17 protein-coding genes, 3 tRNA genes and 1 rRNA gene are annotated in these 24846 nt (G+C 58.7%); 2 read left to right on the forward strand and 19 right to left on the reverse strand.

All coding sequences use genetic code 11. From position 1 onward, the window contains the following. Positions 1-27: 27 nt before the first annotated feature. The 5 genes from F3G95_RS04700 to F3G95_RS04720 form a co-directional block, all read right to left on the reverse strand. A complete protein-coding gene (locus tag F3G95_RS04700) occupies positions 28-570 on the reverse strand; it encodes a hypothetical protein (RefSeq protein ID WP_149794037.1) in 543 nt (180 codons plus the stop codon). 89 nt (positions 571-659) lie between these two features. Beyond that, on the reverse strand, positions 660-1721 hold the full coding sequence (gene trpS, locus F3G95_RS04705; RefSeq protein WP_149794038.1) for a tryptophan--tRNA ligase: 1062 nt from the start codon (positions 1719-1721) through the stop codon (positions 660-662). A gap of 267 nt (positions 1722-1988) precedes the next feature. Further along, positions 1989-2065 (reverse strand) — tRNA-Asn (locus F3G95_RS04710). Between the two features lie 39 nt (positions 2066-2104). Continuing rightward, a tRNA-Glu gene (locus F3G95_RS04715) sits at positions 2105-2179 on the reverse strand. A gap of 105 nt (positions 2180-2284) precedes the next feature. Beyond that, on the reverse strand, positions 2285-2908 hold the full coding sequence (locus tag F3G95_RS04720) for a hypothetical protein (protein WP_149794039.1): 624 nt from the start codon (positions 2906-2908) through the stop codon (positions 2285-2287). A 491-nt stretch (positions 2909-3399) separates the two neighbouring features. On the opposite strand from F3G95_RS04720, the gene pckA reads away from it, so the two are divergent. Both pckA and F3G95_RS04730 read left to right on the forward strand, forming a co-directional pair. After that, complete coding sequence (gene pckA / locus F3G95_RS04725; RefSeq protein ID WP_149794040.1) at positions 3400-5004, forward strand: phosphoenolpyruvate carboxykinase (ATP); 1605 nt, start codon at positions 3400-3402, stop codon at positions 5002-5004. Between the two features lie 188 nt (positions 5005-5192). Then, complete coding sequence (locus tag F3G95_RS04730) at positions 5193-6821, forward strand: ABC transporter ATP-binding protein (RefSeq protein ID WP_149794041.1); 1629 nt, start codon at positions 5193-5195, stop codon at positions 6819-6821. Positions 6822-7251: 430 nt separating this feature from the next. Here F3G95_RS04730 and F3G95_RS04735 read toward each other — a convergent pair whose 3' ends face one another. The 14 genes from F3G95_RS04735 to rrf all read right to left on the reverse strand — a co-directional run bounded on the left by F3G95_RS04735 (position 7252) and on the right by rrf (position 24673). Continuing rightward, the gene (locus F3G95_RS04735) at positions 7252-8769 is read right to left on the reverse strand and encodes a sodium/proline symporter (RefSeq protein ID WP_149794042.1); all 1518 of its coding nucleotides are present in this window, start codon (positions 8767-8769) and stop codon (positions 7252-7254) included. A 227-nt stretch (positions 8770-8996) separates the two neighbouring features. After that, on the reverse strand, positions 8997-9548 hold the full coding sequence (locus tag F3G95_RS04740; RefSeq protein ID WP_149794043.1) for a GtrA family protein: 552 nt from the start codon (positions 9546-9548) through the stop codon (positions 8997-8999). A 13-nt stretch (positions 9549-9561) separates the two neighbouring features. Then, positions 9562-11985 carry a glycoside hydrolase family 3 C-terminal domain-containing protein gene (locus F3G95_RS04745; protein ID WP_149794044.1) on the reverse strand — a complete coding sequence of 808 codons (2424 nt, stop codon included), beginning with the start codon at positions 11983-11985 and terminating at the stop codon, positions 9562-9564. 105 nt (positions 11986-12090) lie between these two features. Next, positions 12091-15039: a glycoside hydrolase family 3 N-terminal domain-containing protein gene (locus F3G95_RS04750; RefSeq protein ID WP_149794045.1), complete on the reverse strand. Its 2949-nt coding sequence runs from the start codon at positions 15037-15039 to the stop codon at positions 12091-12093. A 345-nt stretch (positions 15040-15384) separates the two neighbouring features. Continuing rightward, positions 15385-16668 (reverse strand): ATP-binding protein, encoded by a 1284-nt coding sequence (locus F3G95_RS04755; protein WP_149794046.1) that lies wholly within the window; start codon positions 16666-16668, stop codon positions 15385-15387. Then, positions 16665-17375 (reverse strand): LytTR family DNA-binding domain-containing protein, encoded by a 711-nt coding sequence (locus F3G95_RS04760; RefSeq protein WP_149794047.1) that lies wholly within the window; start codon positions 17373-17375, stop codon positions 16665-16667. Before F3G95_RS04760 ends, F3G95_RS04755 begins: the two co-directional genes overlap by 4 nt. Before the next feature lie 112 nt (positions 17376-17487). Beyond that, the gene (locus F3G95_RS04765; RefSeq protein ID WP_149794048.1) at positions 17488-17820 is read right to left on the reverse strand and encodes a type II toxin-antitoxin system RelE/ParE family toxin; all 333 of its coding nucleotides are present in this window, start codon (positions 17818-17820) and stop codon (positions 17488-17490) included. After that, on the reverse strand, positions 17813-18067 hold the full coding sequence (locus F3G95_RS04770) for a type II toxin-antitoxin system prevent-host-death family antitoxin (RefSeq protein ID WP_149794049.1): 255 nt from the start codon (positions 18065-18067) through the stop codon (positions 17813-17815). The genes F3G95_RS04765 and F3G95_RS04770 overlap by 8 nt, the downstream gene beginning before the upstream one ends. A gap of 132 nt (positions 18068-18199) precedes the next feature. Further along, entirely contained in the window at positions 18200-20341 is a 2142-nt protein-coding gene (locus tag F3G95_RS04775) for an S-layer homology domain-containing protein (protein ID WP_149794050.1), read from the reverse strand. 10 nt (positions 20342-20351) lie between these two features. Continuing rightward, a complete protein-coding gene (locus tag F3G95_RS04780) occupies positions 20352-21554 on the reverse strand; it encodes an ABC transporter permease (RefSeq protein ID WP_015564573.1) in 1203 nt (400 codons plus the stop codon). Further along, positions 21551-22309, reverse strand: a complete 759-nt coding sequence (locus tag F3G95_RS04785; RefSeq protein WP_149794051.1) for an ABC transporter ATP-binding protein — start codon at positions 22307-22309, stop codon at positions 21551-21553. The genes F3G95_RS04780 and F3G95_RS04785 overlap by 4 nt, the downstream gene beginning before the upstream one ends. Further along, positions 22306-23952 carry an efflux RND transporter periplasmic adaptor subunit gene (locus F3G95_RS04790; RefSeq protein WP_149794052.1) on the reverse strand — a complete coding sequence of 549 codons (1647 nt, stop codon included), beginning with the start codon at positions 23950-23952 and terminating at the stop codon, positions 22306-22308. The genes F3G95_RS04785 and F3G95_RS04790 overlap by 4 nt, the downstream gene beginning before the upstream one ends. Before the next feature lie 489 nt (positions 23953-24441). Then, positions 24442-24517, reverse strand: a tRNA-Lys gene (locus tag F3G95_RS04795). Positions 24518-24556: 39 nt separating this feature from the next. Next, positions 24557-24673, reverse strand: a 5S ribosomal RNA gene (rrf, locus tag F3G95_RS04800). Positions 24674-24846 lie beyond the last annotated feature (173 nt).

A 24846-nucleotide genomic window follows, 5' to 3' on the forward strand; every position in this document is an offset into this window, starting at 1 on the left:
GGAGAGCGGCATTTTTGTGCCTTGGAATCAGGTCATCCCTTTGGTTTTCTCGTCAATCAGCGAAAAAATCCTATCATATGTACCGTTCAGAATCGCCTGACGCGGCATCCAGAAATCAAACAGCTCTTTTAGTCCTGCCGAATCCCCGCAGATTTTTCGGGTCTGCTCATAGGCAAATGTATTCGCATCGACTTCATTCGGTTGTCCAAGATACAGGCTTGTAAAATATCCTTCGCTACCTTCTAATTTACATTTCAGATAATGATTTTCCACCAGTTTATAGCAAGTCCCGTCGAACATGATGATATACTGAACGCTTCGATTTATCGTCTCATTAAATCGCTCCGGTTCAAGATACTGGGATGCGTGCCGCAGCTCATGAAAAAGATAGAACATTCTTTCGTACTCAGGCTCTTTGTCCAGCCCCTCTGCATTTATAAACACAGTCCTGCTGGAAGCGTCAAATGTTCCCTTTGCTGTTTTGTATCCGGCAGGCATCTCAAAGGACAAATACAGATTCAGCCCATGCTCCCTACAATACGCGTCGAAATACTTTTTATATCCAGTCATTCTCTCGTCACCGGCTCGCAATTCTTATGAAAAATGCCCCTGCCGAAGCTATTTTAGCGTTCTGCAAGGGCATTTTCGTTTACGCTTTGTTATTTCAACAGGTTATCATCCGTGAAGTAATCGATTTTCATGGACTTACGCACTTCGGCGAGGGTGGCAGCGGCGGTCTTTTCGGCCACGGCGCTGCCTTCCTTCAGAATTTCCACGACCTCGGGCAGGCGCTGCTCCCACTCCTTGCGACGGTTGCGGATGGGCTCCAGCTCGGCCTGCATGACGCTGTTCAGGAACTTCTTCACCTTCACATCGCCCAGACCGCCGCGCTGATAGTGTGCCTTCAGCTCGTCGAGGTTCTGGTACTCGGGCAGGAACTCGGCAAAGTGCTCCGGGCGGCTGAATGCATCCAGATAGATGAAGACGGGGTTGCCCTCCACCTTGCCGGGGTCCTGCACGCGCAGGTGGTTCGGGTCGGTGTACATGGACATGATCTTCTTCTTGATGTCCTCGGGCTCGTCGGAGAGGTAGATGCAGTTGCCGAGGCTCTTGCTCATCTTGGCCTTGCCGTCGGTGCCGGGCAGGCGCAGGCAGGCGCTGTTCTGGGGCAGAACGATCTCCGGCTCCACCAGAGTCTCACCGTAGACGGCGTTGAACTTATGGACGATCTCGCAGCACTGCTCGATCATGGGGCGCTGGTCCTCGCCTGCGGGGACGGTAGTAGCCTTGAAGGCGGTGATGTCCGCAGCCTGGCTGATGGGGTAAGTGAAGAAGCCCACCGGAATGCTGGACTCGAAATTCTTCTGCTGGATCTCGGCCTTGACGGTGGGGTTGCGCTGCAGGCGGGAGACGGTGACGAGGTTCATATAATAGAAACTCAGCTCGGTCAGCTCCGGCACCATGGACTGGATGAAGATGTGTGCCTTGGCGGGGTCGATGCCCACGGCCAGATAGTCCAGAGCGACCTGCAGGACGTTCTGGCGCACCTTCTCCGGGTTGTCGGCGTTGTCGGTGAGGGCCTGTGCGTCAGCGATCATGATATAGATCTCGTCGAATTTGCCCGAGTTCTGCAGCCGGACACGCTCCTTCAGAGAGCCGACATAGTGGCCGACATGGAGCCGGCCCGTCGGGCGGTCGCCCGTCAGAATGATCTGTTTCATACTTTTCTCCTTTTTCATCAGGCGCATTTTTCCTCAACCTCTCCGTCACAGCTGACGCTGTGCCACCTCCCTTGATAGGGGAGGCTCTGGCGAAAAGGGTAAGTTTTCGGCTTTGCCAAGGGCTCTCCTATCCGGAGAGCTGGACGCCGCAGGCGGCCTGAGAGGTTCAGTTTTTATAAGTATATCCCCCGCCGCTTTCCCTGTCAACAAAAGCCGCACCGGAACGGACAAAAAAGAAAAAGCGATGGAAAACTTCCATCGCTTTACTGGCGCCTCTTGCCTGACTCGAACAGGCGACACCCTGATTAACAGTCAGGTGCTCTAACCGACTGAGCTAAAGAGGCATCTATATAAAACGGCGCAGAGCCGTTTTACTACTAAAATGGTGACCCGTACCGGAATCGAACCGATGTTAAAGGCGTGAGAGGCCTCTGTCTTAACCGCTTGACCAACGGGCCATACTACCATTGCATCGGGTGTTGTTCCCGACTCGGTTATTTTAGCACAGCGCACCCGCTTTGTCAACAGGCATTTTCAATTTTTTCAGCAAATTTTTCAAAAAATCAGAACAGCCGACGCACTCTGCCCTTCACAGCCCCCAGAAGGACGTTCAGGTAAAGACCCATGACGCTCTCCACCTCGCCCAGCTCCATGTTCTGGCGCTGGGGCAGGCCGGCCAGCGTACCGCGGTAGAGGCAGCGCAGCTCGGGCAGCTCGGCGTAATCGCTGGGGTGCATGAGGGTGCTGGGCTTTGGCAGCTCCAGCGCACCGCTCTTCTGGAGCACCTCACTGACGAACTGGGAGCAGAAATAATGCCGGCGGCGCTGCCAGCGGATATGCATCCAGCAGAGCAGCAGACCCAGCGAATTGAAGCGGTAGAGCTCCCCGTGGTGCATCATGTGCTGGGTGCGGCGCTTGGCGCGGGTGTAGGCTTCGTCCGTCACTTCCAGCGCGTAGAGGGCGCAGGGGATGTTCTCCCGCATAAGAAACACGCCCCGGTTCAGGTACTCCCGGCTGGGACCTGCGGGGAACATGGTATAACCATTCTTGCGGGTAGAGCTGTAGAGGGTGCTCAGGTCCTCGTCGAAGGCGAGGGAGATGTGGGTGTACTGCGCACCGGTCAGGCTGTACACGAGGTTCGAGAGCAGGGTGCCGGAGCGGGTAAGAAATATGTAAAGCGTCTTCATCGTCGTTGTTTCTCCATGCTGGCGGCTCATGACCGCGGATCAGATTGGCTCAGTATATCATAAGTTGTGCGTTTTTTCCAGATAAATCGCAAAATATCCACAAATATTTTGTGTCTCTACTTATAATACGTTTTTTCGCGGCTCAAAATTGCAGCCTCTTCTCTCCTGTTTTCCGCTCCTTGTATCCCAAATCGACAAAATTTTATCAAAGATCTGTTTTTGGCATAAAATCTTTAATTTGTGCAGGCAAACGGGCCAGGATTTTTACGAAACTGTCTCAAATACCCCGGATTCTTAATAAGATTTGTTGCTTTTACCCGAAGAAAACCGCCCCGCCGGTTGATTTCGGCCCCAATTTATGTATAATGATATACAGGAGAATACGCATCTGTATTTCTTTTCGTCGTCCTTTTGCGGTGTCCTTTTGGCTGAGGACAGCTTACCGCTGGTGTCTGGGCGATGACCTGAACGAAAGAAGAGGTATAAGTATCATGGCAAAGTTGGATCTGAGCAAGTATGGTATCACCGGCACGACCGAGATCGTGTACAACCCCTCTTACGAGCAGCTGTTCGACGAGGAGACCAAGCCCGAACTGGAAGGCTACGAGAAGGGCCAGGTCAGCGAGCTGGGCGCTGTCAACGTCATGACCGGCATCTACACCGGCCGCTCCCCCAAGGATAAGTTCATCGTCATGGATGAGAACTCCAAGGACACCGTGTGGTGGACCAGCGACGAGTACAAGAACGACAACCACCCCGCTTCTCAGGAAGCCTGGGAAGCTGTGAAGGAGATCGCCAAGAAGGAGCTCTCCAACAAGCGCCTGTACGTCGTGGATGCTTTCTGCGGCGCCAACAAGGACACCCGCATGGCCGTCCGCTTCATCATGGAAGTGGCCTGGCAGGCACATTTCGTCACCAATATGTTCATCAAGCCCACCGCTGAGGAGCGGGAGAACTTCGAGCCTGATTTCGTTGTCTACAACGCTTCCAAGGCTAAGGTCGAGAACTACAAGGAGCTGGGCCTGAACTCCGAGACTGCTGTGCTGTTCAACATCACCAGCAAGGAGCAGGTCATCGTCAACACCTGGTACGGCGGCGAGATGAAGAAGGGTATGTTCTCCATGATGAACTACTTCCTGCCGCTGAAGGGCATCGCTTCCATGCACTGCTCTGCCAACACCGATAAGGAGGGCAAGAACACTGCCATCTTCTTCGGTCTGTCCGGCACCGGCAAGACCACCCTGTCCACCGACCCGAAGCGTCTGCTCATCGGCGATGACGAGCACGGCTGGGACGACAACGGCGTCTTCAACTTCGAGGGCGGCTGCTACGCTAAGGTCATCAACCTGGACAAGGACTCTGAGCCCGACATCTACAACGCCATCAAGCGCAACGCTCTGCTGGAGAACGTCACTCTGGACGCTGAGGGCCACATCGATTTCGCCGACAAGAGCGTGACCGAGAACACCCGCGTCTCCTACCCCATCGACCACATCCAGAACATCGTCCGCCCCATCTCTTCTGCACCCGCAGCCAAGAATGTCATCTTCCTGTCTGCTGATGCATTCGGCGTCCTGCCTCCCGTCTCCATCCTGACTCCGGAGCAGACCCAGTACTACTTCCTGTCCGGCTTTACCGCAAAGCTGGCCGGCACCGAGCGCGGCATCACCGAGCCCACCCCCACCTTCTCCGCCTGCTTCGGTCAGGCCTTCCTGGAGCTGCACCCCACCAAGTACGCTGAGGAGCTGGTCAAGAAGATGCAGAAGAGCGGCGCCAAGGCTTATCTGGTCAACACCGGCTGGAACGGCACCGGCAAGCGCATCTCCATCAAGGATACCCGCGGCATCATCGACGCCATCCTGAGCGGTGCCATCAACGAGGCTCCCACCAAGAAGATCCCCTACTTCGATTTCGAGGTCCCCACTGCTCTGCCCGGTGTTGACCCCGCCATCCTCGACCCCCGCGACACTTACGCAGATGCCGCTCAGTGGGAAGAGAAGGCCAAGGATCTGGCTGGCCGCTTCATCAAGAACTTCGCAAAGTACGAGGGCAACGAGCACGGCAAGGCTCTGGTCTCCGCCGGCCCCCAGCTGTAAGCTGACAGCACCTCTTACATAAAGAGCTTCAAGCCCCCTGCCCGAACTCTAAGGAGTCCCGGGCAGGGGGATTTTTATGTCCCGAAAAAATGGCGAAACCTATTTTTTTTTTGCGGAACCATGTTATACTTAGTCCAAATTCTGCACCGCGGCAGGAAGCCTTTCGGGACATATAAGGGGTATTGCTTATGAATAATCAGACGGTCAACGACTACTTCAAGCACCACTGGGTGAAGCTCATGCTCTTCGCGCTCTTTACAGCGGCGGTATCCTTTTTCGCGCCGCTGAAAAACTTCCAACTCAAGTGGCTCATCGACTCCAAGAGCAAGCAGGAGGCGCTGGGCTATATGGGGCTGGTGTTCCTCATCACCTTCACCAGCTGGTTTTTCGAACGGCTGAGCCGCCGCTCCTTTACAAAACTCGCCTGCGGTGCCGTGGAGCAGGTACGGGGACAGGTCATGGAGCGGGTGCTGCGCCGCCCGGTGTCCCAATATCAGCGGGAGGGCGACGCAGCCTATCTCTCCCTGCTGACCACCGACCTGCGTACCCTCTACGACGACTATTATATGTCCCTCTTCAACATCGCATTCTGGGGCGGCATCATGCTCTGTGCGCTGGGGATGTACCTTTACATCAGCCCGGTGATGCTGGCGGCCATCCTGCTTGTGACCGTGCCGCCGCTGGTCCTGCCCCGGAAGATGAATGAGCGGCTCAAAGCCTCCCGAGACGCTTTTTCGCTCCAGATGGCGGGCTACACCCAGCAGCTCAAGGAGCTTCTGGGCGGGTTCGAGGTCATCCGGGGCTTTCTGCGGGAGGACGCCTATGCCGCCCGCCACCGGGATGCTGCCCGGCAGGCCCGCGACAGCGAGCAGGCCTACCAGCAGAGCCTCAACGCCATGGTGGTCAACACCTCTCTCATCAGCAACCTCATCTTCCCCATCGTCATGCTGGTGGGCCTTTTTCTCGCTTTCGACGGGCGGCTGACGATGGGCACCGTCTCCACCGCCGCCAGCATGGCGAACTTCGTCATCACGCCCTGTAATCAGATCGCCCAGTGCTGGGCCAAGGTCAGATCTTCGAAGGGCATTCGTCAGCGGCTGGAAGCAGCCATGTCCGGCCCGGAAAAAGTCTCTGCGGGCCGGGCCATCGATAAACTCGAGCACATTGAGTGCAAGGACACCGGCTTTGCCTACCCCGGAGCCGCTGCACCGGTGCTGCGCGGCGTCCGGCTGACGGTCTCCGGGCAGGAAAAGGCCGTCCTCGTGGGCGAGAGCGGCTGCGGCAAGTCTACACTGGCAAAGCTGCTGTTCCAGTACTACCCAGACTATACTGGCAGCATCCTCTTCAACGGCCAGCAGCTGCGGGACATCGACCGTCAGAGCCTCTACCAGCGGGTAGGCTACATTGCCCAGACAACCTATCTCTTCAATGACACCCTCCGCAGCAACATCTGCCTCGGCGCGGACTTCCCCGAGGCTCAGCTTTCCCACGCCATCGGGACGGCGGGCCTCACCGACTGGGTGAGCACCCTGCCCGACGGCCTCGACACCCTCATCAGCGAGAACGGCAAGAATCTCTCGGGCGGGCAGCGCCAGCGCATCGGCATCGCACGGCTGGCGCTTCGCCGGTACGACCTCATCATCGCCGACGAGATCACCGCCAGCCTCGACCCCGACACCAGCGGACAGGTCATGGAAAATCTGCTCGCTCTCCCCTGCATGGTGGTGGCCATCACCCACGACGTCTCGGGGGCGTTCATGAAACAGTTTGACAAGGTATACCGGGTGGAGCACGGAAGCGTTTCTAATTTGTTGTAATTTGTCAATTTTTATGATATTCTAAGAGTGCCGCTTTCGGGCGGCACAAAGGCACTGCGCTGCAAATGCAGATGGTCAGTCTCCTTCCCGGCTATGCGTCGGGAAAGGCATCTTTTTGTATCGGCTTACTTAAAAAGAAAGCCCTCCCGTCGCACTGAGGCGAAAGGAGGGATATTCATGACTCTATCAGAAGTTTTACTCCTGCTCACGCTCCTCTGGGACGTGATGAAGGGCTCTTTTGACATCGTTATGAAGCTTTCTAACAAAGAACATGACGACAACAAAAAAGATTGACCATCTCAGACGCCTACCAAGCACGAGGGTCAATCTTTTTTGATTCACTGCCGGTAAGGAGCTGACCATTTTGCGGCCAGTGCCTTTCCTTTGATTTTAGTATAGTAGCATCGCCGCTTTTTGTCAAGCGGTGTTCTTATTTTGCCGCGTCGAACTCGGCCAGAATATCTTCCGTGGGAGCCGGGGTCACGAGGCTGACCACCGCGCAGACGGCCAGCGAGACGAGGAAGGCGGGCAGAAGCTCATAGATGCCGAAGACGCCGCCCAGCGGGCTGACGATGTACTTCCAGACGAAGACCATCAGGCCGCCGGAGAGCATACCGGCCAGCGCACCCTGCCAGTTGCAGCGCTTCCAGAACAGGGCGCAGAGGACGACAGCGCCGAAGGAGCCGCCGAAACCGGCCCACGCAAAGCTGACGATGCCAAAAACGCTGGAATCCGGGTCGCGGGCCAGCACCACGCCCACCACGCTGACGCAGATGATGGTCAGGCGGGCTGCGAAGAGGCTCTGCTTCTCGCTCAGCTTGAGGTGGCCGAACTCCTGCAAAATGTTCTGGGACACGCTGGACGCAGCGGCCAGCATCTGGCTGTCCGCCGTGGACATCGTAGCCGCCAGGATGCCTGCAAGGATGAGTCCGGCCAGGACTGCTGCCAGCACACCGTGCTGGCTGATGAGGCTGGCGATGCGGACGATGAGGGTCTCACTGGACGAGCCGCTGAGGAATTCCAGCGCACCGACCCTGGTCATGCCGAGGCCCACCATGCCGATGACGATGGACGCCGCCATGGCGATGACCACCCAGACGGTGGCGATGCGGCGGCTGAGCACCAGCTTCTTCTCGTCCTCGATGGCCATGAAGCGGAGCAGGATGTGGGGCATACCGAAGTAGCCGAGACCCCACGCCATGGTGGAGACGATGTCCAGCAGGCTGTAGGATGCGGCCCCGCCGGTCACGGCGTCGTGGCTGGCTGTCATGGTCAGGTAGCCGGAAAGGCTCTGGGCGTTCTCCACCACAGCACCCCAGCCGCCGGCCACAACGATGCCGTAGCCCAGCACCGCGATGAGGGCCAGCGACATGACCATCGACTGGATGAGGTCGGTGGTGGTGACGGCGCGGAAGCCGCCCAGGATGGTATAGCCCACGATGACGAGGGCCGACACCAGCATTGCCGCCATGTAATCTACGCCGAAGAGGCTGTGGAACAGCTTGCCGCAGGCCGCAAAGCCCGAGGCCGTATACGGCACAAAGAAGACGATGATGATGACTGCGCCCAGAGCGTTCAGCAGGTTGCGCTGGTCATGGAAGCGAAGCGACAGGAACTGCGGTACCGTGATGGCGTCGAGGTTGGCCGAATAGCGGCGGAGCCGCCGGGCCACGATGAGCCAGTTGAGCCAGGTACCCAGCGCAAGGCCGATGGCCGTCCAGCCCGGCGAGGCGATGCCTGTCAGGTAGGCCAGACCCGGCATACCCATCAGCAGCCAGCTGGACATATCGCTGGCCTCGGCACTCATGGCCGTGACCAGCGGCCCCATCTTCCGGCCGCCAAGGTAGAAGTCGGTGCTGTCGTTGTTGGTCTTGCTGTAGGCGAAACCCACCAGAAGCATGGCCGCAAGATAGACGACGATGGTGACGATGATACAGATCTCACTCATATACGTTCCCCCTTTGGTGCTTTTTTCCTCTATGATAAAAGCATGGCCCGATTTTACCACAGTAAAGCGTCAAAGTGCAAGACCCTTGGGCAGATTCTTCCCCTATGACCGAAATTTCGTCCTTTGCAGCGTCCAAAACCGCTCAATATGCCAACAGGCCGTCCTCCGGAGGAGAACGGCCTGTTGGTTCGGATGAAGAAAATGATGAAAACAAAGAAGATGACAGATTATTTTGCGGCTTCGCCTTCGGGGAAGATGATCTTATTCACGAAGAAGAAGATGACCATCGAGATGCCGCCGTTGAGCACCGTGGTGCCGATGTTGTAGATGAAATCAGGCACCAGCAGACCGGCCACAGCCACCCAGATGCAGTTGATGGAGTTGACGATGCAGGTGATGAGGCAGAAAGCCAGCAGATACCAGCCGATCTGCTTGGCGAGGCTGCCCTTGCTGCGGAAGACGAGGCTGCGCTGGATGGGGAAATTGATGCACTCGCCGATGACCATGGCCACCATGTAGGCGCAGAAGTAGGGCAGGCCGCCGTGGGCCGCGTCATAGCCGAGGATATTCCACTTGAAGGTCTCGCCGAACAGGGTGATGTCGATGCCCGGCCAGCCGAAGTCCACCACCGGCAGGCTTGCAAACGCCTTGGGCAGGAACTGCAGAAGCAGGTATTTGAACACGGTGATGAGGTTGGACACGATGACGAACAGTCCGCCCTCCCGCACCCATTTGGCCGCGGCCGGATGCTTTGCGGCAAAGTTATTCCAGAAATTCATGGCCTTATTCCTTTCAGCTGTTTTTGAGCCGGTTTTCCATCTGGCTGTTCAGGATGAGATTCTTGACGAACTCATAGATGACCCGGAGGATGCCCACGAGCCAAAAGCCTTTCAGCTCCCAGACGAGGCCGTCCACCATGCCCATGCTCACCATGCCGTTGGTCATCTTGGCCAGCGCGCGCAACGGCATATTATACTGGAACACGGTGTTCAGGTCGGGGGTGCCTTTTGCAAAGCTGCTGTCCAGACGGCAGCGCAGCACCTTCTGTGCCACCCAGCCCAGCGGACTGCGGCCATGGTCCATCTCGCCCAGCGTCATGTTCCGGTCGATGCGGACGACATCCTCCGGGATCGGATGGCCCAGCAGAGCCTCGAACTCGGCGTCGGTCACATAGGTGATCTGACCGGAGACGTAGTGGAGCAGGTCGAGACCCTCGTAGGGGTCGGGAGCGTTGGTCCCCTTGACGGAGACTTCCGCTGTCAGCCGGATGTCCTCGCTGGATGCACCCACGCGGAGCTGATAGCTTCCGCCTTCGACTTCCCAGCGGTCAGTCTTGACGTTCCAGTAGCGGAACGCCTTGTCGTCCAGAGCGATGCTCACCGTCCTGCTCTCGCCTGCTTTCAGGAATACCTTTGCAAAGCCCTTCAGCTCCTGCGCCGGGCGGAAGACTTTGGCGTCCTGCTTTGCGACGTAGATCTGGATGATCTCGGCACCGGCACAGCTGCCGGTGTTGGTGACGGTAAGGGTCACGCCCTTCTCGTCTGCCTTCAGATCACTGTACGCGAAGGTGGTGTAGCTCAGGCCGTAGCCGAAGGGGAACGCCACCGGCACACCGGCGGTCTGATAGTACCGGTAGCCCACATACAGGCCCTCGCGGTACTCCACGTTCCGGCCCTCGCCGCCGAAGTTCGCCTTGGCGGGGGTATCGTCGTGAGCCTGCGCCCAGGTCTGGGACAGCTTGCCGCAGGGGCAGAGCTTGCCGGTGAGGATGTCTGCCGCCGCGCCTGCGCCTGCCTGTCCGCCCAGTGCGCCGTAGACCAGCGCCCTGCACTGGCCGACCCACGGCGTCTCTACCGGCGCACCGGCGCTCAGCAGAACGACGACGTTCGGGTTGACGGCAGCCACAGCGGCCAGAAGCTGCTGCTGGTTCTCGGCCAGCTTCATGTCAGAGCGGTCAAGGCCCTCACTCTCCCGCAGCTCATCGAGGCCGAGGCAGAGCAGAACGGTGTCAGCCTTCTTTGCGAGGGCCACAGCCTCTTCCAGCTTCTCGGCGTTAGCTGCACCCTGACGCTCGAAACCGGAGGCATAGCCCACGAAGGTGATGCCGCTGTCGTCGGCCTTGATGCAGTCCAGCAGGGTGTCCACCTGCAGGGCGTTGACGGCGCTGGAGCCTGCGCCCTGATAGCGGGGCGTCTCGGCAAAGTCGCCGATGACGGCCAGCTTCTCATTGGGCTTGAGCGGCAGGATGCCGCCCTCGTTCCTGAGCAGGACGATGCTCTCTGCGGCCGCGCGGCGGGCAAGCTTATGGTGCGCGGCAGCGTCGAAGGTGCGGGGCGCTTTTTCCACCGCAGCGTGGGTGGAGAGCACCAGTTCCAGCATCTCGTCGAGGCGGGCGTCCACGTCGGCCTCGGAAATTTTGCCGTCCTGTACGGCCTTCATCAGCTCCCGGATGGAGTCGCCGCCGGGACAGGGCATTTCGAGGGTGGAGCCGTTCTTCACGCCGAGGGCGTGGTCATTGGAGCCGCCCCAGTCGGTGACGACGGCCCCGTCGAAGCCCCAGTCCTTCCGCAGAATGTCCTGCAGCAGGTGGGCATTCTCGTTGGCATAGGTGCCGTTGATGAGGTTGTAGGAGGTCATGATGGTCTTGGGCTTTGCCTCTTTCACCACGATCTCGAAGCCGGTCAGATACAGCTCCCGCAGGGTGCGCTCATCGAGCACCGAGTCGCTGGCCATGCGGCGCAGCTCCTGACTGTTGACCGCAAAGTGCTTGGGGCAGGCAGAGATGCCGTTTTTCTGGATGCCGCGCACATAGGCAGCGGCCATCCTGCCCGCGAGGATGGGGTCTTCCGAGAAATACTCGAAGTCGCGGCCGCAGAGGGGGCTGCGCTGGATGTTCAGGCCGGGGCCGAGCAGGACAGCCACTTCCTGTGCGGCGGCTTCCTCGCCCAGTGCCTCACCCACGGCTTCGCCCAGCTTCTCATCCCAGCTGCACGCCGTGGCGGAAGAGGTCGGGAAGCAGGTTGCCGGAACGCTGGGGTTGAGGCCCAGATGGTCGGCGGCGCCGGCCTGCTTGCGGACACCATTGGGGCCGTCCGAAAGGGTGATGGCCGGGATGCCCTTGCCCGGCAGAGCGCGGGTGGTAAAGACAGTCTCGCCCGAGAGCAGAGCGCATTTTTGCTCTAAGTTCAGTTTCTGGATGATGTCGGTATGCTTCATCGCATTTTCCTCATTTTATCCTGAGCAGGGCAAAGGCCCGCTGTCTGGTGCAGCGGGCCTTTGCCGTTGGTTCAGTTCAGGTGCTGCATGGAGAGAGGATCCGGTTTAGACTTCTTCTTCCTCTTCCTTGCGCTTCTTGTAGTTCTTGATGGCGGTGTACTCCAGGCCAACGATGAGCAGCGCGGCCACGACGTCAGCGCCGATCAGGACGATCTTCCACTTTGCCATGCCGGGGTTCAGGTTCTCAGCCTCATAAGCGCGGCTGTTGACCACGGTGTAGAGGATGTTCTTGGCAGAGGTGCGCATTGCCTGCTTGCTGCTGTTGGTCAGAACAGTCATCTTGTTGTAATCGTTGCCGGTGGTGCAGAGCATCAGGTCGCTGCCGTTGCGGACGCCCTGATCAGCGGTCATGTAGCCGTAGACACCGAAGTAGTCGGTCTCGACGAAGCCGAGGAAGCCCCACTCACCGCGCAGGACGTTCTGCAGCAGCTCCTTGCAGCCGCCAGCCCAGCGGCTGCCGATGTAGTTGAAGGAAGACATGACAGCGTGGCAGTCAGCATCCTTGACAGACATCTCGAAGGGCTTGAGGTAGATCTCGCGGATAGCCTGCTCGTTGGACCAGGTAGCCAGCATAGAAGTACGGTTGCCTTCCTGATCGTTCAGGGCGAAGTGCTTCATGTAAGCGTAGACGCCGTGCTCCTGTGCGCCTGCGATGGCGTTTGCGGCCATAGCACCGGACAGGACACCGTCCTCCGAGTAGTACTCGAAGTTACGGCCTGCAAAAGCGGTGCGGTGGATGTTCATTGCCGGGCCATACCAGCCGGAAGTGTTCATCTCGTTGGCCATCTTGCCGATGCTGTCGCCGAAGTCGTGTGCCAGATCTTTGCTCCAAGTCATGCCGATGAGGGTAGCAGCCGGGAAACCGACAGAGCCGACGCCAGTGAAGTTGTTGTTGATGGACGCAGGGCCGTCACAGTCGTTGGTGCGCACCTTGCCGATGCTGTCCACAGCTGCAGTCTGATAGCCGCCGAAGCCGATGGTCTGCTGCAGGTCGTCGATGCTCATCTCATCCAGCAGGTCATCCCACTTGGAATCGTTGTAATCCACGCCGCGCAGGTCAGCCAGCTTGAGGCCGTTCTTTGCGCCGGTGGTGATGTCCTCTGCGTTGGGGTCATCGTCCTTCTCGTAGTTGACCTCAGTGTAGGTGTGTGCGTTGTCGAAGACAGCCTTGACCTCATCGCTCATGTTGTAATCAGCAGGAGCGGCAGTGGCCTCAGCATAGTTTGCAAAACCGTCCGCACGGGACAGATAGGTGATCTCGCCCTCTGCGAAATCGAACTGATTGGTCGCTGCAACAGCGTCGCTCTCGCGCTTGTTGGACTCGTTGTAAACGATGTCGGAGGCGACAGTGTAGGTCTTGGAATCCAGAACATTGTGGGAGTCAGAGTTGGTGCTGATGATGTAATCGCCAGCCTCCAGCACATAGCAGCCGTTGTTCTTGTAATCGTAGGAAGCCAGATCCTCGACCGGGATGGTGAAGTCGATGGTCTCGCTCTCGCCGGGGGCAAGCTCGCTGGTCTTGGCGAAGTCCAGCAGGTTTGCGGAAGCCTTCTCAATGCCGCCGTTGGTGTACGGAGGATCGTTATAGATCTCCACGACATCCTTGCCGGCAGCAGAGCCGGTATTGGTGACGGTGACAGAGAACTTCAGGCTGCTGCCGTCGCTGGTGATGTCGCTCATCTTCTGGGTGAAGGTGGTGTAGCTCAGGCCGTAGCCAAAGGGATAGACAACTTCCTTGTCGTAGTCGATGAGGCCTTCATCGGCAGCAGTCTCATAGAACTTGTAGCCGACATAGATGCCCTCAGCGTAGTTGACGAAGGATGCAGTAGCGCCTGCGGGGTCGAAGAAGCTGGAATCGGAATCCAGCTCGGTGGCGTTGGTGTACTTGAAGTCACCGAAGTTGTTCCACCACGGAGAAGCGGTCAGGTCAGCAGCATAGGTGTCAGCGGTACGGCCGGAGGGGTTGACCTCACCGGCGACCACGCGGCCAAAGCCCTCAAAGCCGGACTGACCGGTGCCGGGGCAGAGCAGGACGCCCTTGATCTGGGGGTAGTTCTTGACCCAGTCCATCTCGAAAGCGTTTGCGCCGTTGTAAACGACGATGACGTTGTCGAAGTTGGAAGTGACGAGGTCGATGAGCTCTTCCTCGCGGTTGGACAGCTGCAGGAAGTGGTCGCCCTTATCCCAGTCATTGCCCTCGTTCAGGGTGTCATCGTAAGTGCCGTTGTAGTAGCCGGTACCGCGCTGAGAACCACGGTAATCTGCCACACGACGGACCCAGCTGCCGTCCACGACAGCAGACATATCGGTGGGAAGGTCTGCGCCCTCGCCGCCGACGCGGGTGATGACCACCATGGCAGTGTCAGAGTATGCCTTGGCGTTTGCCATCATCTCGTCGGTGTACAGGCTGACATTCGGCTCGGGCAGGGTCCAGTCCTGCTGTGCCATGCCGACGCTGGGGCGGGTGGAGCAGTAATCGGTGTAGAACTTGCTCAGCTCGTCGTTGGTCTCGATGCCTGCATCATGCAGACCGGTGAGCAGGTCGGTGACAGGGTAAGCGTCGTTCAGAGCGCCGGAACCGGTGCCGCCGTAGCAGGGGCTGGTGGAAGCCCAGCCGAAGACGTTCAGCTTGGAGCCGGAAGCCACAGGCAGGATGTTGTCATCGTTCTGAGCCAGAACGACGCCTTCCTGGGTGATCTCATTGACCAGCTCGGTGGCCTCTGCGGAAGTCTCCTCACTGATGGAACCTTCGCCGGAGACCAGGTCCAGCATGGTGGACATGGGGCCGGTGCAGATGAGGTTGACGACAATCGCCAGCGCCAGCAGAATGGCGAGGCCGGACTGCGCACGGATCATCTTCTTTTTCGCTTTGGGCATCTTCCGCACCGCGAACATCACGAGGAGCGCGAGTACGAGGACGACGCCGAATGCAATCAGATAGTTCTGAATGTTCGAAACTACCTGCATTACATCATCCATATTGATGGACAACATAATTTTCTTCCTCCTTATTCTGAATCCATATTTTCCGGGTACAGCTCCCGGAGCATTGCCACTATTATAAATGGATTCAAAGAAAATTCACAAACATCTTCACAATCTGTCATTTTGGAGGCATGTTTTGCAGAAGTTTCAATTTGGTTTCAAATTTTATTGTGCTAATCCACAATTTCGAGCGCGGTTTTATTGTGCATCATGCCAAAAGCAAAAACTCCCCCAGCCGCTGACGCGGCAGCCCCCTCAAAGAGGCGGCCCTTGGCAAAGAGGACAATGTTTCGCTCTCTACCAAAGGCTCCCTCCCTGAGGGAGCTGTCATCGCAGGTGACTGAAGGAGTCCCTTTACTTTTCCGGGACCGGCAGCAAGATCCGCAGGGTGAACCAGCCGTCGGCCCAATGAAGGGTCATGGTGCCGTCGTGGCGCCGGGCGGCCGCCTGCACGCCCTGCAGGTCGTAGCCGCCGTGGGCGTTGTGGACGGGCAGACCGTCCGCGCCCAGCTCCACGGGCTGGGCGCAGTAGTTCTCGAAGCGGAGCATCACGCAGCCGCTCTGGTTATAGATGGCCACCCGCAGCAGACGCTTTTCGGGGTCAGGCTCGGCCAGCACGCTCTCGATGGCGTTGTCCAGCGGCGCGCCCACGAGGGTACACAGCTCCCGCGTGCTCAGAAAGCCCAGCTGGCTGCCGTCGGCCACGCTGGTCATGTTGATGCCGCGCTGCTGGCAGTCCATGCTTTTGGCGGTCAATAGGGTATCCAATACCGGGTTGCCGGTCTTGTTCTCGGCTTCATACTGCCGGAGGCCGCTCTCCATCCGGGCCAGAGCCGCGTCCTGCTTGGCCCGGTCGCGCTCGGCGCGGATGTCCGCGATTTGAATTTTCAACTCATGATAGCGGCTGTTGATGAGCCGGATGCCCTCCTTGCTCCGCTTGTACTGCTCGTACTGGCGGTGGAGCACCTCGTCCATGGCGGCAAGCTCGCTGTGGAGCGCCGCCTCCCGCAGCTGTTCGTGCTGGACCGTCAGGATGAGCACGCCGCAGATGTCCACCAGCGTGCGGATGTAGTAGACGCTCATGTCCACCTCGCGGTCGCCCAAGAACAGCAGGTTGCTCACCGCGAAGACCATCGCCGCCATGACGACGGCCACGAGGGCCGCTTTTCCGCTGATGACGATATGGCCCTTGGGACTTTTGTGCTTATGCTCCAGCACCCAGATGCAGCCGAAAACGCCGCCATAGACCACCACCAGAAGCAGCAGTGACAGGCCGTCGGCCCCGCTGCGCTGAGGCCAGAGGAAGCAGTGCAGCTGCCACTCGGCGCTGGCCGCCAGCTCTGCCAGAACGAAGGCCCGGGCGCAGACATAGCCCGCTTCCAGCAGGGAGATGGTGCGGGTGACCCAGAGGTATAAATACTGTATCCCCACAGCTGCCGCCATGCAGGGGATCCACCACGCCAGCGGAACTCTGCCCGTGGCCTGCAAAAAAGCACTCAGGGCCAGCGCCCATGCCGCACTGGCAGCGATGGTGGCCGTTTTGCCGAAGCGGATGCCCAGCGGCAGGGCGTAGATGCCCACGGCCAGACACTCGGCCAGCGCCGTATACAGGCGCGGGATGTTGGGCAGTGCCGTCATGCACCCTCACCCCCGATGTGGTCGGCCAGCGCCGCGAGGAAGGCTTTCCGCCGGGGGCGGCTGACCTGCAATTCGTAGGCTCCCACCTGCACCATCCCCTGCTGCACGCTCTTCACCTGTGCCAGATTGACAAGGTAGCCGCTGTTGCAGCGGGCAAAGGGCCTCTCGGCCAGCTTTTCTTCAAAGGCTTTCAGGGTGCCTGCCGCCACGAAATCGCCCTCTTCGGTATAAAAATGGACGCGGTGCCCCTCGCTTTCCAGATAATAGATGAGGGACGAATCCAGCCGCCGCATCCCGCCCTCCACCGGCAGAGCCAGATAATGCCGTGCGCGGCGGCGCAGCTGTTCTTCGGCCTTGCGCAGCTGCTGCGAAAACGCAAAATAAGGCACCGGCTTGAGCACATAGTCCAGCGCGCCCACGGCGTACCCGCCGATGGCGTACTGCGCCATATTCGTGATAAAAACGATGATGACGTCCTTGTCCAGCTCCCGCACCCGCCGGGCCGTCTCCATTCCGTCCAGATGCTTCATCTCCACGTCCAGAAACAGGATGTCGTACACCGGGCGGTAATCATCCAGCAGCTCCATGCCGTCGGCGAACTCCGTCACCGCGAACTCGGTGCCGTACTGCCGGGTGTGCCGCTGCACATAGCCCTGCAGCTGCGCCCGCACCTCTGCCTCGTCCTCGACCAGAGCAATGCGTATCATTGCCGCACCTCCTTTTTCCGCAATTTTTCTGGTTTTTATTGTAACACGAAATAGGGCGTGTGGCAAATAGGAGAACGAAAGGAGGCCCCGCAAAGCGGGGCCTCCCGACAGCTTATTCGGTTTCCTCTTTGATGCTGTCTCCAAACAGCACCCGCAGATAGTCTCTGCACCCGTAAAGCACACGGTCGATGAACACATCACTGCCATTCACATGGTAGAAGATCAGATAGCTTCCGCTGACCAGAAACCTCTCGTCACTGTTTGCGTCGGAGACGGAGGCTAACGGTGCTCCCATCAATGCATGTTCCTGCAATATCCGAATTTTCTTTGTAATTTTAGCCACTGCCTTTTTAGCCGCAGCTGTATTTTGCAACTCATCCGAAATATAATCCCGAATCTCTAAAAGATCACCTTGTGCTTTCGGTGCTACTATCACTTTATTCATCGGCAATTCCGAGATTTTTCTCTACGGCCTCCAGCGTCAGCCAACCTTCCGTCTCCCCTGAACGGCGGCCCTTGGCAATTTCGTTCATGAGCCGGATGGTAGCCTGTGCCTTTTCATAATCGTGCATATCCACGATAGCGTACCGGCCGCGGCCATTCTTGGTCAGAAAGACCGGTGCCCCTTCCTCGACATCCCGCAGCACCTCGGTATAGTTTCTCAAATCGGAAATAGGTTTGATGTTCGGCATAAGATCAGCTCCTTTCAAGTCTAGTATAACAGATGCGCTGTAAAATTCAACAGCAAATTTGCAGCGTAATAAAACAGCAGCCCCGCTTCATCTGCCGCGAGGCTGCTGTTCTGTGATTGGAAAATTTCAGGCTCAGTTCGTCTTGACGGCCACAAGGATACGGATCTTCCTGCCGCCGGAGCAGCCGAAGTTGTCGTACCAGCCGATGAGCTTATAATCCTCGGTGTTGATCTTGGGCAGCGAGGTGGCGAAATACTGGCCGTTCGACCACAGATACACCTGCATATCGTCGGCGGTCTCATAGCGCTTGTCGCCGCTCATGACCGAAGCTGCGCCCAGCTTATCGATGACTACCGGCGAGAGCTGGAGCATCCGGTTGATGGTCTTGCCGTCGGCAGAACGGCCGATGGCGATGCCGCCTGCGATAATGGGGTACTTGGTGGCGGTGCTGTAGGCCACCTGCTTGCCGCCGGAGTAGCAGACGTAGGTCGCGCCCTCGCCCAGATAGTTGAGGAAGTCGCCCAGTGTACCGCCCACGCTGTCGCCGGTGCGGCGGAGCACATAGCTGAACAGCTGGTCCGTCTTGCCGGTAAGGGTGTTCCAGGTAGAGCTGACGACGCTGCCGTCGATGAGGCCGTAGAGCACATCGCTGGTGCTGGGGAAAAGGATGTTCTTCACATCCTGGAAGGTCTCCTCATCGGTCTTGGCTGCCTTGGTGGTGGTCCCAGCGGGGAGGCCTGCGGCCTCTCTTGCGGCGTCCTGTGCCTTGTCGCTGATCTTTTTGTCGATCTTCTTGGCGGCTTCGTCCGTCAGGCGGCGGACAGAATCCAGCGCAGCGTACTCCCACAGGTCACCGGTCACATCGTCGAGGATGACCCGGTCGATCTGGCCCGCAGAATTGGTGGTGTAGTAGCGGACGTCGCTTTCGCTCAGAGTTACCCCCGATAGGCGGCTGGGGCGAACTGCCCCAGCCACACCCTCCGACGTCGTATCGATGATCTGCACGTTGTCTGCAAACGGGGTGTCGCCCAGCGCGGTGCCGTCGGCGCTGACGGTGCCGCTGGTCGAGCGGGGCGAGATGGACTGGACGCGTTCGCCGTCACCGTCCACGCTGATCTCCACCAGCTTGCCGGCCGGGAAATTGAGCTTATTGTTCACATTGACGGTGCGGGCGGTGCCGTCGGTACACATGACCGAGACAGCCTGCTGCACCTCAGCGCTGTTCGTCTCCACGAGGGTGCGGGATGAGGACTGGACCACGCCGTAGAACACAGCGTCTGCCGCGTCGCCGGTGAGGACGGAGACGGCTGCATCGTTCATGCCCAGCAGCAGAGTGACCACCTGACCCACGCCGCCGCCGGACAGGGAGGACAGCTGGTAGGCCACAGAGGGCGAGGCGATGGTGTAGGTGACGCCGGCCACGGTCACAGAGGTCGGAGCGCTGGCCGAGGGCGAGACAGCCGTCACGCGGCCTGCGGCGCGCTTGTTGTAGAGCCAGACGGTGCGGGCGCTCTCGTTATAATAGTAGACATCATAGGGAGAGAGGGCCGCAGAGGTGGTGACTTCGTCGTTGCGGTAGATGGCCGCCGGGGCGAAGGGCAGGACGGTGGAGGCATCTGCCACGAAGGGACCCTTGACGTTGTCCAGCAGGACCGAAGAGATGTCCACCTGGCCATTGTTCACGGCAAAGCCCAGGGTGGAAGCGTAGACCTGACCGCTGCCGTTCATGGCGGTGAGGGCGTTGTAGAAGAGCATGGTACCCTGCTCGAGGGTCAGAGTCTCGCCCTGACGGGCATTGATCTCATTGCGCAGGCCCAGCGCGCCGGCCTTGCTGAGCTGAGCTGTGGGGAAGGTACCGCCCAGCTTTGCCACATCATAGCCCAGCAGGCGCAGCGCCATGGTGCAGGCTTCTTCCAGCGTGACAGTGTTATCCGGGCGGAAGCTGCCGTCGGAGTAGCCGGTCATCCAGCCGTTCTGGACAGCGGTGCGGATGTAGACCGCATAGGGAGAGTCGCTGTCTACATCGCTGTAGAGGCGGCCGGTGCGGCCCTGTGCCGTGGTGGTATCGCGGTAAGCAGAGAATGCGGTGAGGAGGCGGGCCGCCTGCCCACGAGTGAGGGGCGCACCCAGAGAACCGGCCTGCTCGGCGGTCAGACCGCCCAGTGCCGTCGCCGTCTGGACTGCCGCGTTGGAGCCGACCGCAGAGGCGGGCAGCACCAGCATAGAAACAGCCACGCAGACAGCCAGCAGGAATGCGAGGAATCGTTTTTTCATGGTAAACTCCTTAATCATATCTGAGTGCTTCGATGGGGTTCAGGCTGGCGGCACGGCGGGCCGGCAGGAAGCCGAACAGGACACCGATGCCGCAGGAGATGCCCACGGCGATGGCTGCTGCGCCCGCCGAGGGGGTGACGTTCAGGGTAATATCCGTCAGGATATACGGAAGGATCTGGTTGATAATGGCCGACACGACATAGCCCAGCACGATGCCGAGGCAGCCGCCCAGCGCCGACGTGACGCCGGCCTCCACGACGAACTGGGTCAGGATGGTGCTCTCCTGTGCGCCCAGTGCCTTGCGGATACCGATCTCACGGGTGCGCTCGGTGACGGACACCAGCATGATGTTCATGATGCCGATGCCGCCGACCAGCAGCGAGATGCCTGCAATGGCCGTCAGGACGCCCACCATGACGTTGATCATGGAGGACATCTGCGCCATTGCCGCACTCAGGCTCTGGACGTAGACATAGTCGTCCTTGCTGACCAGCTTCTTGATGCTTTTTTGCATATACTCCTGTGCCTCATCCGAGTGGTCCGCGTCCTGCAGGACCACATAGTACTGGCTGACACTGCTGGTGTTGTTGACGCTCATCAGGGTGGTATAGGGGATAAGAACAATGTCGTCGTTGCCGCCCTCGTACTGGGCGGCGGGTCTGGAGCGGCCCTCCAGCACGCCCACGATGCGGTACTCGCTGGCGCCTACCTTGAGGGTGCTGCCGAGGCCGTTGCCGCCGAAGATCCTGCGGTCCACATAGTCGCCGATGACACAGATATTCTTGTTGTCTATCAAATCGGTGTACTGGATGCCCCGGCCCTTGGCCACCTTGTAGTTGTTGATGGTCGTGTAATCTTCGTTGACGCCGCTGATGTAGGTGCGGCGGTACTTCTCGCCCGCCACCCGCAGCGTGTCGCTGCCGGCGCTGGCAATCGGCGAAAGACCCTTATAATACTCGGGCTTTTCATTGATGATCCTGTACACATCGTTCACTTCCACCGAGCGGGTGCTGGCGGTCATGATGTTGACGGCCAGAATATCGCTGCCCATGTCGGAGTAGAAGTCCTGCATCATGTGGGTCATGCCGTTGCCGAGGCCGACGATGACGATGACGGCCATGACGCCGATGATGATGCCCAGCATGGTGAGGAAGGTGCGGACTTTGTTGCTCAAGACGTTCTGGACGGCCTGTTTGAAGGTCTCCTTTATCATGCCTGCGTCCCCTCCTCTCCGGCTTTCAGCTCTGCCATCATGAAGTTCGGCTGAACGACTGCCTCGGGTGCGTGGGCGTCGCCGTCGTAGACGACGCGGCCATCTTCGAGGCGGATGATGCGCTCGGCCTGCACAGCAATGGAGTTGTCGTGGGTGATGAGGACGACGGTATTGCCCTGCTTGTGCAGTTCCTGGAGCATTCCCAGAACTTCGCGGCTGGTGTGGGAGTCCAATGCACCGGTCGGCTCGTCGGCCAGGATGACCGCCGGGCCGCGGGCCAGCGCACGGGCAATGGACACACGCTGCTGCTGACCGCCGGAAAGCTGGTTGGGCAGGTTTTTGAGCTTATTGCCCAGACCCACCCGCTCAAGGGCAGCCTTTGCCGTCGCGTGGCGCTGTGCGGCGGGGATGCCCGCATACACAAGGGGAACTTCCACGTTCTCCAGAAGGGTCAGCTTCGGCAGCAGGTTGTACTGCTGGAAGATGAAGCCCAGCTTCTCGTTCCGGATGCTTGCCAGCTCACGGCGGCTCATCTTGCCGACATCCCTGCCGTCCAGCAGATAAGTGCCTTCGGTAGGCACGTCCAGACAGCCGATGATGTTCATACAAGTGGATTTACCAGAACCGGACTGGCCGACGATGGCCACGAACTCGCCCTTGTTGATTTTGAAAGAGACGTGGTCGGCGGCCTTTACGAGGGTATCACCCATCTGGTAATACTTGCAGACCTCATCAAATTCTATCAGCGTGCTCATTCGTCATCTCCTTCGGCGGAGGCCATCGTGTTGCTGTAGAAGTCGGTCGCGCTGACGCTGGAGTTGTCGTAAGCGATGGTATCGCCCTCCTGCAGGCCGCTCTTCACTTCGATGTAATCGTCATCGCTGATGCCGGTGGTCACCTTGACGTAGACGAAGCCGTCGGGAGCGGTCATGGAAGTCTCAGCATTGGCAGCGCTGGGCGAATCCTTGGTCACCAGCACATAGCTGCCCCGGACGAGGGCGGCGTTGGGCAGGGCCAGAACATTCTTGACGCTGGCGGTGGTGATCTTCGCAGTGGCGTTCATTCCAGGCAGCAGCTCGCCCATGTCGTCGATGCGGACGGTGACGGGGTAGCTGGTGGAGCCGTTGGCGGTAGTGCCCGCCACGAGGATGCTGCTGATGACGCCCTTGTAAGTCTCACCCGGGACGGCGTCGGCGGTGATGTCCACCTCCTGGCCGACCTTGAGGGAGCGGATCTTCAGCTCGTCCACGTTGAGCTTCATTTCCAGATGGCTCATATCGTAGATGGTGCAGAGGTTCTGCATGGCGGTGTCGTTGGCGCTGAGCTTGTCGCCGGCCTTGACCTTCTTATCCACGATGGTGCCGCTGATCGGGGCGTCGATGGTATAGTGGCTGATGGTCTTCTCGGCAGAAGACATCTGCAGCTCGGCAGAGCGCAGGTTGTCAGCGGCGTTTTTGGTCTGCTTGTCCAGATCCTTGCCGGTAATGCGGAGGATGACGTCATCCTGACGGACGGTGCTGCCCTCCTTGACGCAGAGTTCAGACACGGTGCCGGAGGCAGCTGCCGCGACAGTCTCCTCGCGCTGGTAAGTAAAGTGTGCGGAGTTGAGGGAGCTGACGCCGTTCACCTGTGCCACAGCGGCCTGTGCGGTGGTCAGGCTGCCCGCGTTGGGAACAGCGATGGTGACGGTGCAGGTCATCAGGCTGGCGTCGCCGGCAGGGTCTGCACCGGAAACGGAGCGGATGGTGCCGTTCAGCGTCTCAAAGGTGGTGTCCGGCATGACCTGTGCGGCCTGACCGGCGACAAAGCTCTGGGCCTCTGCGGCAGGGAAATCCACGGCCAGCAGCATCACGGAGGTGTCGCGGATGGTGGCCACAGTCTGACCAGCCTGCACGGCGTCGCCTGCGGCGACTGCAAAGGAGCTGACCTCGCCGCTGATCCTGGTGCGGACGTTCTGCATATCCGCAGCGTCATCGTAATTGCGCTGTGCCTGCTCCACCGAGAGCTGTGCGCTCGCGAGGTTGTTTTCCACATCCGAAATGTCGATGGTGTAAAGAATATCGCCCTTCTCGATGCTGTCGCCCAGCTCAAAGTCGGCGGTGAGCACCGTGCCGGTGACGAGGGACTTGACGGTGTAGGAATCGGCGGCGTTGATGGTGCCGTTGCCGTCGTAGACGTTCACGATGTCGCGGCGTCCCAGCTTCTCCTGCGTGTAGGCAAGGTCTGCCGACGCACTGCGGCTCCTGCGCGGCACGATGACCGCCACCAGCACCGCTGCGGCTGCGACCACCGCGATGCAGCGCTTTTTGTGGGTCTTGATAAAGTGGAGCACCTTATTTTCTCCGCCGGTATTCTCCTGCGGAGAAGCGTCCTGTGTCTTCTTGTTGAAACCTAGCATGAAAAGCCTGACCTCCTGTGTTTCATGAAAAAGAAAAGTTCTTTCTGCCTGTTTTCATTCGTTCTGCGCTTTCCCCCACAGCATCCGCCAAAAACGTCCTGTCTGCGAGATGCTGCCCCGGGTTAGCGGCGCAAACCGTTATAATGATACCACCTAACAAAACGGACTACAAGAAATTTTTCCTGCAAAATTTGCAACTTTTTTGAAAATTTTTCCATCATCTCTGTGTCTGGAAGCCGGAACATCAGACAGAGCTTTCGGATGAAGAGCTCATCCACTCGCTCCGGCCCTTTGTGCAGCGGCTTTTGGGATACCGTCAGAAATAACCTGACGCTCCGTGAGATGCCGGCTCTGATGGGCGGTGACGGCACGATGGAGCAACAAACAGAAAAAGACTTCCGCTTTGAGAATGACCCTCAGGCGGAAGTCTTTTTACTTTCTGAAAAAACAAAAGAAAAAGCACCAAGCATTTCTGCCTGGTGCTCTTTGTGGTGCACCTCCAGGGACTCGAACCCTGGGCCCACTGATTAAGAGTCAGTTGCTCTACCAACTGAGCTAGAGGTGCATATTGTCAAGATGCGGTTTCTTCATCCTGACAACTATGAGTCGGCGACTACCTATTTTCACAAGCCGTTTCCAGCTAACTATCTTGGGCACGAGTGAGCTTAACTGCTGTGTTCGGAATGGGAACAGGTGGAACCTCACCGTCATCGTCACCGACCATATGACTAGCTAAGTATATCATTTCTGATTTACTTTGTCTAGTGTTTCAGAAGGACGTGCCTTCAAAACTGAATAATCACTGCTACTTCTCGTTGACTTGAGATACTCAAGCGAATTGTGGTCAAGCCCTCGACCTATTAGTACACGCTTGCTGAATGGATCACTCCACTT

The sequence above is a fragment of the Faecalibacterium sp. Marseille-P9312 genome, from assembly GCF_902497445.1.
Classification (GTDB): Bacteria; Bacillota; Clostridia; order Oscillospirales; family Ruminococcaceae; genus Faecalibacterium; species Faecalibacterium longum.

Bases quoted from the DNA above. Each gene is read 5' to 3' on its own strand.
- F3G95_RS04700 (WP_149794037.1), bottom strand. From the start codon at position 570: ATGACTGGATATAAAAAGTATTTCGACGCGTATTGTAGGGAGCATGGG.
- F3G95_RS04760 (WP_149794047.1), bottom strand. From the start codon at position 17,375: ATGATACGCATTGCTCTGGTCGAGGACGAGGCAGAGGTGCGGGCGCAG.
- F3G95_RS04790 (WP_149794052.1), bottom strand. From the start codon at position 23,952: ATGCTAGGTTTCAACAAGAAGACACAGGACGCTTCTCCGCAGGAGAAT.
- F3G95_RS04775 (WP_149794050.1), bottom strand. From the start codon at position 20,341: ATGAAAAAACGATTCCTCGCATTCCTGCTGGCTGTCTGCGTGGCTGTT.
- F3G95_RS04730 (WP_149794041.1), top strand. From the start codon at position 5,193: ATGAATAATCAGACGGTCAACGACTACTTCAAGCACCACTGGGTGAAG.
- F3G95_RS04780 (WP_015564573.1), bottom strand. From the start codon at position 21,554: ATGATAAAGGAGACCTTCAAACAGGCCGTCCAGAACGTCTTGAGCAAC.
- F3G95_RS04755 (WP_149794046.1), bottom strand. From the start codon at position 16,668: ATGACGGCACTGCCCAACATCCCGCGCCTGTATACGGCGCTGGCCGAG.
- F3G95_RS04720 (WP_149794039.1), bottom strand. From the start codon at position 2,908: ATGAAGACGCTTTACATATTTCTTACCCGCTCCGGCACCCTGCTCTCG.
- F3G95_RS04735 (WP_149794042.1), bottom strand. From the start codon at position 8,769: ATGAGTGAGATCTGTATCATCGTCACCATCGTCGTCTATCTTGCGGCC.
- F3G95_RS04765 (WP_149794048.1), bottom strand. From the start codon at position 17,820: ATGAATAAAGTGATAGTAGCACCGAAAGCACAAGGTGATCTTTTAGAG.
- F3G95_RS04785 (WP_149794051.1), bottom strand. From the start codon at position 22,309: ATGAGCACGCTGATAGAATTTGATGAGGTCTGCAAGTATTACCAGATG.
- pckA (WP_149794040.1), top strand. From the start codon at position 3,400: ATGGCAAAGTTGGATCTGAGCAAGTATGGTATCACCGGCACGACCGAG.
- trpS (WP_149794038.1), bottom strand. From the start codon at position 1,721: ATGAAACAGATCATTCTGACGGGCGACCGCCCGACGGGCCGGCTCCAT.
- F3G95_RS04740 (WP_149794043.1), bottom strand. From the start codon at position 9,548: ATGAATTTCTGGAATAACTTTGCCGCAAAGCATCCGGCCGCGGCCAAA.
- F3G95_RS04750 (WP_149794045.1), bottom strand. From the start codon at position 15,039: ATGTTGTCCATCAATATGGATGATGTAATGCAGGTAGTTTCGAACATT.
- F3G95_RS04770 (WP_149794049.1), bottom strand. From the start codon at position 18,067: ATGCCGAACATCAAACCTATTTCCGATTTGAGAAACTATACCGAGGTG.
- F3G95_RS04745 (WP_149794044.1), bottom strand. From the start codon at position 11,985: ATGAAGCATACCGACATCATCCAGAAACTGAACTTAGAGCAAAAATGC.